Origin of the sequence: Nocardia beijingensis NBRC 16342 (assembly GCF_001612785.1) — a bacterium.
Lineage (GTDB): Bacteria > Actinomycetota > Actinomycetes > Mycobacteriales > Mycobacteriaceae > Nocardia > Nocardia beijingensis.
The window spans coordinates 20,458-33,414 of record NZ_BDBC01000031.1 but is presented as its reverse complement, the minus strand read 5'-3'; the positions used below and the strand labels follow the sequence as shown (position 1 = coordinate 33,414).

General features: G+C 66.7%; 12 protein-coding genes. 4 read left to right on the top strand and 8 right to left on the bottom strand.

Annotation, left to right across the window (positions count from 1 at the left end):
• Window positions 1–217: 217 nt before the first annotated feature.
• Window positions 218–1,102, top strand: a complete 885-nt coding sequence (locus tag NB3_RS18585) for a hypothetical protein (RefSeq protein WP_067804734.1) — start codon at window positions 218–220, stop codon at window positions 1,100–1,102.
• Here NB3_RS18585 and NB3_RS18580 read toward each other — a convergent pair.
• The 6 genes from NB3_RS18580 to NB3_RS18555 all read right to left on the bottom strand — a co-directional run bounded on the left by NB3_RS18580 (window position 1,080) and on the right by NB3_RS18555 (window position 5,496).
• On the bottom strand, window positions 1,080–1,637 hold the full coding sequence (locus NB3_RS18580; RefSeq protein ID WP_174553223.1) for an SRPBCC family protein: 558 nt from the start codon (window positions 1,635–1,637) through the stop codon (window positions 1,080–1,082). The genes NB3_RS18585 and NB3_RS18580 overlap by 23 nt on opposite strands.
• Before the next feature lie 297 nt (window positions 1,638–1,934).
• Entirely contained in the window at window positions 1,935–2,852 is a 918-nt protein-coding gene (locus tag NB3_RS18575; RefSeq protein ID WP_307694988.1) for a universal stress protein, read from the bottom strand.
• 5 nt (window positions 2,853–2,857) lie between these two features.
• Window positions 2,858–3,541: a hypothetical protein gene (locus tag NB3_RS18570; RefSeq protein ID WP_157111855.1), complete on the bottom strand. Its 684-nt coding sequence runs from the start codon at window positions 3,539–3,541 to the stop codon at window positions 2,858–2,860.
• Between the two features lie 160 nt (window positions 3,542–3,701).
• Window positions 3,702–4,034 (bottom strand): spore germination protein GerW family protein, encoded by a 333-nt coding sequence (locus NB3_RS18565; RefSeq protein ID WP_067804721.1) that lies wholly within the window; start codon window positions 4,032–4,034, stop codon window positions 3,702–3,704.
• 120 nt (window positions 4,035–4,154) lie between these two features.
• Complete coding sequence (locus tag NB3_RS18560) at window positions 4,155–4,442, bottom strand: hypothetical protein (RefSeq protein WP_067804718.1); 288 nt, start codon at window positions 4,440–4,442, stop codon at window positions 4,155–4,157.
• Window positions 4,443–4,908: 466 nt separating this feature from the next.
• The gene (locus tag NB3_RS18555; protein WP_169810705.1) at window positions 4,909–5,496 is read right to left on the bottom strand and encodes a TetR/AcrR family transcriptional regulator C-terminal domain-containing protein; all 588 of its coding nucleotides are present in this window, start codon (window positions 5,494–5,496) and stop codon (window positions 4,909–4,911) included.
• A 386-nt stretch (window positions 5,497–5,882) separates the two neighbouring features.
• On the opposite strand from NB3_RS18555, the gene NB3_RS18550 reads away from it, so the two are divergent.
• From NB3_RS18550 to NB3_RS18540, 3 genes are all read left to right on the top strand, one after another.
• Window positions 5,883–6,680 carry an ABC transporter ATP-binding protein gene (locus NB3_RS18550; protein ID WP_067804713.1) on the top strand — a complete coding sequence of 266 codons (798 nt, stop codon included), beginning with the start codon at window positions 5,883–5,885 and terminating at the stop codon, window positions 6,678–6,680.
• Window positions 6,681–6,742: 62 nt separating this feature from the next.
• Window positions 6,743–8,005 carry an FtsX-like permease family protein gene (locus NB3_RS18545; RefSeq protein WP_169810704.1) on the top strand — a complete coding sequence of 421 codons (1,263 nt, stop codon included), beginning with the start codon at window positions 6,743–6,745 and terminating at the stop codon, window positions 8,003–8,005.
• Between the two features lie 52 nt (window positions 8,006–8,057).
• A complete protein-coding gene (locus tag NB3_RS18540; protein ID WP_067804708.1) occupies window positions 8,058–9,317 on the top strand; it encodes a saccharopine dehydrogenase family protein in 1,260 nt (419 codons plus the stop codon).
• 355 nt (window positions 9,318–9,672) lie between these two features.
• Here NB3_RS18540 and NB3_RS18535 read toward each other — a convergent pair whose 3' ends face one another.
• On the bottom strand, window positions 9,673–11,181 hold the full coding sequence (locus tag NB3_RS18535; protein WP_067804700.1) for a phytoene desaturase family protein: 1,509 nt from the start codon (window positions 11,179–11,181) through the stop codon (window positions 9,673–9,675).
• Window positions 11,178–12,935 carry a DUF3556 domain-containing protein gene (locus NB3_RS18530; protein ID WP_067804699.1) on the bottom strand — a complete coding sequence of 586 codons (1,758 nt, stop codon included), beginning with the start codon at window positions 12,933–12,935 and terminating at the stop codon, window positions 11,178–11,180. The genes NB3_RS18535 and NB3_RS18530 overlap by 4 nt, the downstream gene beginning before the upstream one ends.
• Window positions 12,936–12,957: the final 22 nt, after the last annotated feature.

Here is a 12,957-nt window from a genome sequence, read left to right as displayed (position 1 = left end):
CCACCGAACGCCAACCGGCCGTTGGCATTTCGGGTTGCGGCGAGAATACCGCAGGCTTCGCTCGCTTCCCGCTGATGGCGGTGCACCAGCGACGCGCCAGTGCGCCGAGCAGCTCACGCACCGCGGCGATCCGGTCCCGCGCGGTCGGCCCTCGAACGGCTACAGCAGCCGCCGGAGACAGAGCCGCTCGACGCGCGTGGCTCACTAGGCTGGCTGGGTGAAGTTCACAGCGGATGTCGAGCGTGGTGGGTGGCTGCTGGCGCGCGTCGGCGAACACGGAGTCGGCAGCGTCGCTGGTACCGGATTCGAGGCTTATGCGCGGATCCTGCACCCGGTCGAGGCGACCCGCCGCGACGTCACGGTCACCGACGAGTGGGGCAATCCCGAGGTCGTGGAGGAGGCGATGTGGCCGTGGGCCGAGGTCGCCGTGCGCAACGGCAGAGTGATCCATCCGCTGGTGCAGTGGCGCAACCTCACCGACGGTGAGGACGAAGCGGCGATGTCGTTCGACGACGGTTGGAAAGTCGGCCAGACCGTCGAGGGGTGGTTCGACCCATCCCTGCTGGCCGCGCTCACCGGTCACCTCCGTGCGGCCACCGAGACACCGGAAGAGGTGACGGCCGGAGTGTGGAATGGATTCGGTGAGCTGAACACCTCCTCGGGTGCGGTGTTCATCGCCTCCACCGACGGCGATCCGCAGGACATCGAGCGCGAGCGAGCTCGAATCGACGCCGAGCTGGCTGCCTCTGTCACGCCTCAGGTCAGACAGGCGGTCGAGGCAGGGCCTTTCCTGCGGTGGCCGGGACGCGACTTCATGCTTTTCGACACCGGCCTGTCCGAACTCGCCGACCCCAGCTGGGTGCATGCGGCGGGCCTGGGATGGACCAGCGACTTCCCCGGAGTGACGCCCCAGCTGCTCTGGCCCGCCGACCACGCGTGGGTAGTGGCCACGGAAATCGACTTCGACTCCACGATCGTCGCCGGCTCACGGGCTCTGATCGACGCGGTTGTGGCCGACGACCGTTTCGAGGCATTCGAGATCACCGAGAATTCGGATCTGAGCTGGGACGGCGACAAAATCAATCCCGCGCCGAACGACTGACACGACGGCGAGGAGTGATCGGACGGCGAACGGGTCCGGTGGCCACACCGGGTCGGAATGCCGGCTGTTCGGCGCGGCGTTTGATGCCGTACAGCATCTTGCGTTCCATCACCAGGCTCGCCGATTCCATCACATAGCGGTAGAACCGGCGGGTGAGGTCCGAGGCACCGGTGAGTCCGATGCGGTTGCGGCTCACCAGCCGGGTGGATTTCCCTGCCGGATACAGCCCGAATGCCCAGACCCAGTGGCCGTCGTCGGAGGCGAAGACCAGGGCGCGCTCGCGTTCGACGGTCGCGGCGCGCATGCGCGGGCCCGACTTCCCGAGCGCGAAGCCATCGCCGACCTTCAGCTTCTGGAACTGCGGCAGAATCTGGTCGGCACTGTGCATGTCGAGGCCGAGCAGGTTTTCGATCCAGTCGTAGGTGTATGCGCCGCCTCGGCCTGGCCCCAGCTGAACCAGCCACGGCCAGATGGCGTCGGCACCGGTGTCGATCGTGATCGCCCGCGTCGTGACGATGTCGGCGTCGGCGAGCAACTCGTCGCCGGGCATGGTCCGCGCGATCTCGTCGGCGGCGGCACCCCAGGTCGAGGACCTGACGCACCAGCGGGCGCCGTAGGCAACGGCGAGGGCCGATGCGCAGGTCGCGGCAAATGCTGTTCTTCTCATGTGTCCTGACTTCCCTTCGGCGAGCCGATGAGTTGTGCCGAGCACGCGGTCGGAAGATCGCGGTGTCGAGGGAACACTCTGATCCGTTGCGGGCCGGAGCCGGACCAGGTGCAGCCTGTGCGCAGGAAGCTGCGCCATCGCGACACGAACCGCTTGTCTGGTGTTCTATCCGGAATGTGCGACCAGTACCGGGCAATACGCGTGCTGGACCAGGAAATTGCTGGTCGAGCCGAGCAGCAGGCCGGTGAAACCGCCGCGGCCGCGGTTGCCGACGACGATCAACTGGGCACTGTTCGACCAGTACTGGAGGCGATCGACGGCCCCGCTCAGATACACCTTGCGGGTGACGCGCACATTGGGATACTTCTCCTGCCACCCGGCGAGTCGTTCGGCCAGAATGGCGTCTTCAGCGGTCTCCAGAGCAGGTCCCATCATGTCTGCCCCGAGCTTTTCACCCGCGAATTCGCCGAAGTGCCAGTCACTCCAGGAATGCGTGGCCACCAGCTCGGCGCCGCGGTCGGAGGCTTCGGCGAACGCGGCGGCGATCGCGGCCTCGCTCACCGGGCTGCCGTCGATGCCGACGACTACCGGGCCGTCGTTCCTGAGGCCCGATTCGGTGTCGGCGCCGCGGACCACGACGATGGAGCCGTGCCCATGTCCGGTGACCGCGAGCAGTGTGGAGCCGAGGTGGGCGAAGGCGCCCGCCGTGCCGGTCGCGCCGAGTGCGAGGAGACGAGCGGATCCGGAGAGGTGGATCAGCAGCTCGGACGGACTCGCCTCGGAAATCTCGGTGGTGATCTCCAGGTCGGGTGCCATGTCGCGAGCCACCCGGTGCGCGTCGGAGATGATCTGTATCGCCTGTTTGCGCACCGCTTCGACGATCGACGGCGTCATCGCCAGACGGCCGCCGGGCATCGAGCGCAGTGCGGCCATGTCCAGCCCGTGGGCGAGGTGCAGGGTGCGGCCGCGCCGCGCCGCGACCTGCGCGGCCCAGCGGACGGCCAGCTCGCCACCTTCGGAACCGTCGACACCGACGACCACCGGCGCGGACGCCAGCAGGTGCGGATCGTTTCCAGGTGGCATCGTGTTCATGCTTGTCGCCCTTCGGAATTCGATGGATCGGCGCTGCGCTCCTGGACACGGAGGCGGCGGCGGAGGTTGGCGAACTGCCGAGTTTGCATGATCAGGTGGGCGGGCTGACCCAACAGGAAGTCGGCCACCGCCATGATCGGCCGAGGCGCATCACGCCCGAGGGTGCGCACCACCAGGCGAGTGCGTCCGCCGGGCAGCTCGGTCAGGTGGAAACCCCACACTCCCTGGGTGAACATCCGGGGGAGTGGCCCGCGTGGGTCGAAGGGGCGGCCGCTGGGCAACGCCAGGTCGCTGCGCAGCACCAACGTCGTCGGGCGATCCGCGATCGCCACGGTGAAATAGGCGCGCCCGCCGACCGTCGCGTCGACCCGGTCCCCCTCGCGCAGTTCCTGCCACTCCGGTTCGATCCGCATCGAACTCGGTCGGCCGCCGTTGTCCAGACGATCCCAGCTGTACCAGCCGGCGCGGTCGGCGCCCATTTGGACGAGCCAGCTCCAGACCTCCTCCCGAGGCGCCTCGAAGGTCGTGGCCATCGTCGAGCAGGCCGTCGGAGCGGGTACGAGCGTGTCACCGGGGTACTCGGCCGCCGCCTCTGCCGGGGTGGCGCCCCAGCACAACAACCGATGCCGCAGTCCCAGCGCTGCCGCGCCCGCTACCAACAGGGGAACGGTCCATCGCATGTGTCGTGTCCTCCCGTCCGGTCTTCGCGCATTCAGCTCAGCAGACCGAGCGTCGTGCCCGACAGGGCCGATGGTCCCGAGAAGTATCGAGCGTTGAGGAAGAAACCCGGTTCATCCGATTGCCTGTGGACAACCGGGGCGTGCCGACCCTCTCAGCGAATTACATCTTCATCCGAGCGATGCGCGCACCCACGAGCAATGCCGTAACAGCAACGACGCCGACCACGGTCATCAGCCGGTTGACGTCGGTCGCCGGACGCCAGCTCACTCGGCCGTCGCGCAACACGTACACCCCGACCGGTCTTGCGTTGAGACCGTATCCGACGCCGGATCCCGCCGGACCGTCCTGGTCGCTGCCGCTCCCACCACCGCCACCGCCGGACATGGCGGCGACGGCGATCACCGTGGTACCGTCTCGCTCGACCGGCTCGGCGTAGACGCGCTCGACTGCCATGGCATCCTTCGCCGAAGCGAGAACGTCTTCGACCTTCATTGTGTGCTTCCTTTCGCCGCAGTCTCGGCGGACTGCTCGACTGATCGACGCGAATCGCATTCCGTGCCGGTCGCATTCGCGTGGTGGGGCCCCCTGTGCCGACATGGTGGTATCTACCGGTCAGGCGGGGGCATGCTGCTGCGTCCCACTCGGCGAACGACGTCGAGTGAGACGACGCAGGCGCTCATGCTCGAGCCAGAACACCGCGACGCTCGAGACGAAGCACAACACGGTGGCTATGGCGCCGAAAACGACCCAGTCGGTCAGTCCTTCTCCGGCTATGGTGAGGGTGGATGCCAGGCCCAGTACTCCGACGATGAACAACACGATGCCGGGGATGTTGTACGGATCGGCGAGGCTTTCTCCCGGTTTGGCGTGGTAGGGCTGGCCGGATGTCGTATCGCTCACGAGGATTCCTTCGAGTCGGTGAATCGGGCCGCGGCCGGGCGGATGCCGCCGCCCCTGATCACCATGCCTGCGAGGGTTGTCCAGCTAGCAGAGTCCTTGGTCCCCGTGCGGCCGGACCAAGGTCGATCCCGCCGCGGGAGGCATCGATTGTGCGGCGGTGACCGCTGATGCCCGGCTTTGCCGCAGATCGTTCCGGGCAATCCGGCTACGTCTCAGTGTCGTAGTCGGCAGCCGGGTGACGCACCAACTTGGATTCGACACGCTCCACTCCGACCAGTCCATTCCGCCATCCACCGGAAGCATCCTTTCGCGCACTCGACGCTAGCCACCACGTCGCACTTGGATCAGGATGGCCGACGGCTGCCCGGCGTTTGTGCTCGTTCGGCACCGTTGCGGATCGGGACCTGAATCGGGACGGATTCGATTGTCCCCGCATGATTGTCGTTGGTCAGTGGCACTTCCTTGTTCAGCGCTGTGCGCCGCGAGCGGAGAGTATGTTGTCGACACCGTCGAGCAGGCACCGCAGTCCGAATTCGAAAATGCTCTGCGGCTGAGAGGCTTCGAAGGCGTCGGCCCCGAAGCGCGCGATCATCGGAAGCTCACCCGAGGCGAACGCTTCCTGGATTCTCCCGGTGCGGGCGCCGAGCCACTCCTCGCGAGTGCTTGTCGCGAATTGCTCGCGCGCCAGGGGGTACGCGGAGCTCTGGGTGTGAGTGGAAACCATGATCGCGATCCGGACCATGGTGGGGAAGTCGAGGCCGAGGTCGTCGACCGCGCGGAGGCGCCAGTCGGTGTAGGCCATCAGCCGGGGTGCGATCGGCGGTCTGGTGGTCAACGCGAAAAGTTGCGGCACCCAGGGATGTTCGCGGTAGATCTGCCATTCTTGCCATGCGGATAGTTCCAGCTTCGCTCGCCAGCCCGGTGGGCCCGGTTCCGGTAATGGATGATCGCCGAACACCGCGTCGATCATGAGCCGTCCGAGTTCCTCCTTCCCCGACACGTAGCGGTAGAGAGTCATCACGCCCACGTCGAGTTCGGCAGCGGTGTGGCGCATGGAGAGATGAGAGCCGCCTTCGCGGTCGACCAGGCCGATCGCCGCCCGCACCACGCGGTCGACGGACAGGGTGGCGCTTGCCGCCTCCGTGGGCGCGGGGTCTTGTCGCTGTTTCGCCGCTACACGTTCGCGATACGCCCGCGCCCTGCATGCTCGGGAGCAGTATCTGGCTGGTCTGCCGCGTGCAGCGGCCGCCAGTTCCCGGCCACAGATCTGGCAGGTCGGCATCCTCAGCCCCTTTTCGTCACGAATCCTTGCTCGGTGACGAAAGTCTACCCTGGTGGGTCGATCTCCGACGACGCTGTGCGCTATTTCTATTCATGCAGGTAGATGCCAATCTATCCGGCGGGTGCGGAATGTCGCGACATCATCGGTACGATGCATTTATGACTCGTACGGTGTACTCAAGGAATGTGCCGCAGGCGCCGCGGGCGCGAAACTGCGTCGAGTTGCGTCAGGTGGTGAAGGTGTACGGTGACGGGCCTGCCGCAGTCCGGGTCCTCGACGAAGTGAGCATCGACTTCCCGCGGCGCACCTTCACGGCGGTCATGGGGCCGTCCGGCTCGGGCAAGAGCACCCTGCTGCAGTGCGCGGCCGGATTGGACCGGCCCACGTCCGGCTCGGTCGCGGTCGAGGGCACCGAACTGACAACGCTCGATGAGAACGCGTTGACGCGCCTGCGCCGTGATCGCTTCGGCTTCATCTTCCAGTCCTACAACCTGGTCCCGACGTTGACCGTGGCCCAGAACGTCACACTGCCCTTGGAGTTCGCGTCCCGGCCGGTCCCGGACGCCGGAGTCCGGGCGGTGCTGGCCCGGCTGGGCCTCGAGCGATATGCCGGAAGTCGGCCCGCGGCGCTGTCGGGTGGTCAGCAACAACGCGTGGCGATAGCGCGCGCGTTGCTGAGCGCCCCCGCCGTAATCTTCGCCGACGAGCCGACCGGTGCGCTGGACAGCCGGGCCGCCGCGGAAGTGCTCGGCCTGTTGCGGGAGGCGGTCGACAGGGAGGGGCGCACCATCGTGATGGTCACCCATGACCCGATCGCCGCGGCCGTGGCCGATGCCGTGGTCTTCTTCGCCGACGGGCGGGTGGTGGACGTACTGCCCGGCCCGAGCGCGGACACGGTGGCGGCACGAATGGCCCGATTGGGTGATCGCTCCACCAGGCGTGGAGGAGTCCGATGATGTGGCGGTTCGCCTTGCGTACCGTCCGAGCACGCTGCTCCGCATACATCGCGTCGGCGTGCGTGATCGGAACCGGAAGCGCGCTGCTGACCGCCTTCGCGACACTGGTCGAGTCAGGAATCGCGGCACCGCAGGGAGAATCGCTCGCGATTCTCGCGGCGATCATGGGTGGCTGGACCGTCGTGGTAGTGGCATTCGGCATCGCCTCCACGGTCACGCTCGTAGTTCAGCAGCGCACCCGCGAATTGGCCTTGATCAGGACGATCGGCGCTGTTCCCCGGCAAGTGCGCGCCATGGTGCTGGTGGAGACGAGCGCGATTGCGTTGCCCGCGTTGGTCGTCGGCCTAGTGCCGGGAATCGGGCTCGGGGCGTTTCTACTCGATCGGATGGTCGCGCTCGGTGTGGTCGACGTGCAGATCCAGCCGGCCGTGCACGGACGAACGATCGCTGTGAGCGTGGCCGTCTCGTTGCTGTCGACGCTGGCCGCCGCGGCGCTGGCGGGCCGTCGCGCGGCGATGGTGCCATCGGTGCTCGCGCTGGCCGAGGCCTCCGGTGCCAAAGCGGTCGCGGTCACCCGAGCGAAATCGATCCTCGGCGCAGTGTTCCTGCTGATGGGATTCGGCTCCGGGATCGGAACGCTGTGCATGGCGGACGGGCCGCTGCTGGCCGCAGGCGCCGGACCCGCATGCATCGGTGTCGCGATCGGCTCGGCATTGGTGAGTCCTCTGGTCGTCGCGCCGCTCGACCGCCTCGCCGTTCTGGTCCCGAGCAGTCTCGCTCGGCTGGCTCTGCGTAATCTGGCTGCCCGCGCCGATGACGCGAGTACGGTCGTCGGTGCACTGACCCTGCTCATCGGCATCGCCACCGGCACGCTCTACATGCAGAGCACCGAGGACAGCATCGCCGATCGCGCACCGGATGACATCGGTCCACAGTTCGCGGCCGCGAATTACCTTGTCGTAGCGATGATCATCGCATTCTGCTCGATCACGGTGGTGAACGCGCTGATCGCGGCGACCTGGAAACGCCGAAGGGAGTTCGGCCTACTCCGGCTGACGTCCTCGACCCGTCGTCAAGTGCTGGGCATGGTGGCGGTCGAAAGCACCGCGGCGACCCTCGTCGCGATCGTTCTCGGCACCATCGCGGCGGCAGCCACCATCGTCCCCTACAGCATCGCCAAGACCGGTTCGCCGATTCCGGCCGGCCCGTGGTGGATGTATCCCGCCATCGTCAGCGCGGGTCTCTCGATCGCTTTGACCGCGACCGCCTCGACGAGTCTCCGCGCCACTCGGATGCCACCGCTCGTCGCCCTCACCACACCGTGAGTCCAACTAAGCACCGAACCTCTCCCGGTGCGATATCGAAAGCAGGACGGCTATGCCCGAAACCAGGGAATTCGACCTCGTGCTCTTCGGAGCGACAGGTTTCGTGGGAGCGACCACCGCACGATACCTCGCGGAGGTCGCGCCCGGATCCGCACGAATCGCGCTCGTCGGACGTTCACAGGCGAAATTGAGCGCGTTGCGCGCCAGGCTGGGAGCCGCCGCCGCGGGCTGGGAGCTGATAGTGGTCGACGCGATGGATCGAGATGGTCTCGAGACCCTCGCCGTACGGACCGCGGTCGTGATCACCACGGTCGGCCCATATCAGCGCTATGGCCTACCGCTGGTGGCCGCTTGCGCGAAGCACGGCACCCATTACGCCGACCTCACCGGGGAATCCATATTCACCAGGAACGCGATCGATCGATACCACGACCTGGCAGTCGGTACTGGTGCGAAGATCGTGCATTCCTGCGGGTTCGATTCGATTCCGTCGGATCTGAGTGTCTACCGGCTCTACCAGGCCGTTGTCGCCGACGATGCCGGGGGACTCGAGGATACGACCTTGGTCGCGACCGTGAAAGGCGGTGTCGGCGGCAGCACGATCGATTCCGCTCGCGCCATGTGGGAGGCCATCGCCGCGGACCGCGCGCTACGGGCAGTGATATCGGACCCCTATTCGCTGAGTCCGAACAGATCGAGGGAGCCGAAGGTGGGCCCTCAGTCCGACCTGGCGCTCCGGCGCGCGAACAGCATCGAACCGAGCCTGAACGGGTGGGTGGGCACCTTCGTGATGGCGCCGCACAACACGAAAATCGTACGGCGCAGCAACGGGTTGCTCGGGTGGGTCTACGGCCAGGATTTCCGCTACCGGGAGGTCATGGACGCGGGATCCTCGCGCGCGGCCCCGCTGATCGCGGCCACGGTGACCGCTGGTGTCATCGCCGGAATGGGTGCGGTCGCGCTGCTTTCCAAGTCGTCGCCCGGACGCAGACTGCTCGATCGCGCGCTGCCCGAACCCGGCACCGGACCGGATGAAAAGACGCGGGCCGATGGATGGTTCCGTATGACGACCTACGCCCACACCTCCTCGGGCGCGGATTACGTGGCGACCTTCGCCGGGCACGGCGACCCGGGATATCAGGCGACGGCGGTGATGCTCGCCGAAAGCGGGCTGTGCCTGGCCTTCGACCATGCGCGGTTGCGCCCCGTCGCTGGAGTCCTCACTCCCGCGACGGCGATGGGTGACGTGCTCATCGAGCGAATGCGCGGAGCGGGCATGACCGTTGATATCGCGGGACCGGCGGGAGGGTGAGGCAGTTATGCGAGTGTCGGAGCGAAACACTGATGGGGTGGCCCCGGTGCGCGGTGCCACCCCATCAACCCGTCAGAGCCCGCTGCTGCCGAGGGACAGTATGCTGCTTCCGGCGCTGAGCAGCAGCGACAGAATCGACAGGAAGTTCACTTCGCACTCTCTTTCTCCTGGTTGCCGCCAGGGCTTTCGTGGGCCGGTCCGGAAAGGTCTCGAGCACTTCGCGTCTCGTTCACAGACCGCTTGGGGGCAGCGTAGGCACTCACAGTGGTTCTCCGGGCGGGTAGCACTGCCCACGTCTGGCAACAACGGACACGGAGGAGGCGAATCCGGCATCAGCGCGAGTTACGCGCTGCGCCTACTCGCCGGACTGGACGCCCCGGGCGATATTGCCGCGGCGTTCATGAGTCGCTTCTCTCCCGGCTGGGAACGTGAAGCGGGCCAGGGAAGAGGCTTCCCGATATTCACGTAGGGCCGCGACCGCGGCGTTGTATCCACTCATCCCGTGCGCTCCCGGCCCCGGCGGCACGGCGGCCGAGCAGATGAACAGCCGGTCCGCTACACGATAGGGGCGCCTGGTGATGCGCGGTCCGCCGAAGACCAGCTGGCGGACGTTCTTGTCGCCCGTGAGGATGTCTCCGGCGACATAGTTGGGGTTGTAGGCCTGCATGTCGGTGGGGCCCACCACGGTGGTGGCGAGGATCCGGTCTCGGAATCCGGGTGCGAACCGCTCTACCGCACCGAGCAGTACTTCGGTGATGTCCTCCGAATACCCGTGCGGGACATGAGCGTACAGGTCGATCGGGTGCACGTTCCCTCGTGAGCGTGTCGGATCGGCGAGGTACTGCTGTCCGACGACGATGAAAGGCCGGTCGGAGAGCCGACCTTGGTGCACCGCGTGTTCGGCGCGGACCACGTCGGCCGCGCTGCCGCAGATGTGCAGACTTCCCGCCTTGTGTGCGTGGGAGTTGGTCCACGGGATACCGCCTTCGACGGCCAGGCTGACCTTGTAGGCGGCCGGCCCGTGCCGGAATCGGCGGTACGCTCGGGAGATCCGCGACGGCAGCCTGTCACCGGCGATGTCGGCGATCGCGGCCGGGGCGAGGTCGAATATCACCAGGTCGGTCGGCGGCAGCTGGTCGAGGGACTCGACCCAGAAGCCGGTCTCGATCCTTCCGCCCAGCTCTCGCAGTGCGGCCGCCATGGCATCCGTGATCGCGCGCGAGCCGCCCACCGCGACCGGCCACCCGTAGCGATGGCCCGCGGTGGTGATGCCGAGACCGATCGCCGCGGACAGGATCCGGTGCTGTGGTTGCCAGCCGTGGGCCATGTTCCCGGCGAACAGCGCCCTTCCCTGTTCCGTTCGGAACAGTCGTCCGAGCGTCGCGGCGGGGATCAGGGACGGAATGCCGAATCGGGCCAAGCGCAGCGGATGCGACGGTATCCGTAGGAGTGGTTGCATGAAATCCGTCGCCAGCGCCTCGTATCCAGCGGAGGGGCCTGCGAACAGGCGGCGCCAGATCGGCCCGTCGTGCCCGAGGCCCGCCGCGGTGTCTTCGAGCGACCGATGCAGCACTGCCGCTGTTCCGTCGTCGAGCGGGTGAACGCAATCGATTTCCGGCCACGCCCACGTCAATCCGTATCGGGCCGAATCGATCCCCCTCCAGAACGGTGACCCGACCGCCATGGGGTGGGCCATGGCGCAGTGGTCGTGCAGCAGGCCGGGGAGGGTGAGCTCGCCGGAGCGGGTGCCGCCGCCGATGGTGGCGGCACCCTCGAGCACGGTGACCTCGACCCCGTGACGGGCCAGCGTGACGGCGGCAGCCAGTCCGTTCGGCCCGGAACCGACCACGATTGCCGTGGTCATCGCACACGCACCGATGGCAGCTCCTGGGTATCGGAGCGGAGCGGATGAACCGGGAACCGGTCACCCGGCTCCGGCCACGGCTGACGGGCGAGCATGTCCTCGACCAGCACGTAGCCCTCCTCGATGACACCGGTCCTGGCGTCGATGATGCGGTAAGCCTGGCGTTGCCGGTGAATGGGCTGGGACTCGAGCACGACGATGCGCAGCTCGCCTTCCTCGAATCGGCAGCGTCGCTGCAGCGCTGCCAGCAACTGCTCGTTGTGCAGGTGTCCTTCACCGAAGTTCCAGCCCAGCAGCGGGCCGGCGACGATCTCTCCGTCACGGATGGCGTAGTCGTCCTCGTTGTCGACCGCGCGGGTGATCAGACCGTTGAGCGCCCGGCCGTGGGTGTGCATCGATCGCCAGCCGAGACCGCTCTGGATGAGGATGTCGGCGATCTCGGGGCCGTACAGCTTGGTCAACTGGCTGACCGGCAGCCCGGCGCTCATGGTCACATGCCGCTCGAGTTTCAGCTCGGCGTCTCCGCGGAAACACCAGGCGCTGGTGGCCCAGTTGCCCGCGTAGTAGCGCATCGAGGTCAGGAACGAAACCCATTGCGGTCGAAGGTGTCCGAGGATGACAACCAGTGCGGAGAACAGGATCAGCGCGAGCACCAGCGGTGATCGGAGCTCCTGGACGTGGATATAGCCGTAGTGTCCGAACAGGTAGAACAGGCTGAAGATGAAGAAGATGTTCCATTCCAGCGGCACGCCCATCGGGACGGTGGAGATGATGTGGAGATGGAAAACGGCCATGAAGATGATCGCCGCCCAGGTCAGCGGGCCGCCGTTGCCGAGGAAGACCAGGTAGGCGGGGACCAGGTATTCCACGACGGTGCCGCCGTGAGCCAGCAGAGTCGGAATGCGTGACGGGCGCAGATCCTGTGGGGGATTGCGGTACATCTTGCGCTTGAGCCATCGCAGTCGCATGACCGGACTGTTGCTCATCATGACCGCGACCACGTGCCCGAAGTGGTGGTTGAGCTTGGACGTGGCCGCACCCCACCACAGTGCCAGCATGACCAGTTTGAATCCGATCATCATGTCGGCGAAGGGGACGAAGAACATCAGCAACATCAACAGGTAGTGCTCCGGGCGGGCGGCCAGGAAGACCGTCTTGTCCCGCAACCCGAGCGCGCAGAGGGCGACGACCAGAGCGACGACGACCTTGGGATCGAGCAGACCTACGTGACCGCCGTCGACCGGCGGAACGCCACGACCGGGCGCGAGCAACGCTTGGACTCCGGAGCCGAGGACGACCGCGTACAAAGCCACGTCGACGACCCCGCGCTCGTCCCCACGGGTGAACGGCACCTTGCCCGGCCACGGCGGCAGCCGCAGGGTGCCGGGACGCAGGAAGTACAGCAGCCCGCCGACCGGCGGCAGGAATCGCATGGTGAGCGGTCCGAATCCGCAACCGAATCCCAGGATTTCGAAGAGCAGAGTCCAGACGACGAGCTTCTGGTAGACGATCGGCTCGGTCCACCAGGAGGTGATATCGGTGAGCGCTCCGAGACCGGGGGTCAGGGAGATCACCGCGGCCGCGCCGAGGACGTACAGGGCGCATTTGACGACATAGAGCAGATAGACGGCATGCGGCGTGCCGAAGCCGTGCTCGACCCAGTGTTCGGCGACGGTTCGAAGTCGTTCACCGCGCGGGCGGGTCTTCCATTCGGCATAGTCGATGTCCGGAAGATCCGGTTTCGTGAATCCCATGGCAGATGTTCTTTCGAGAGGG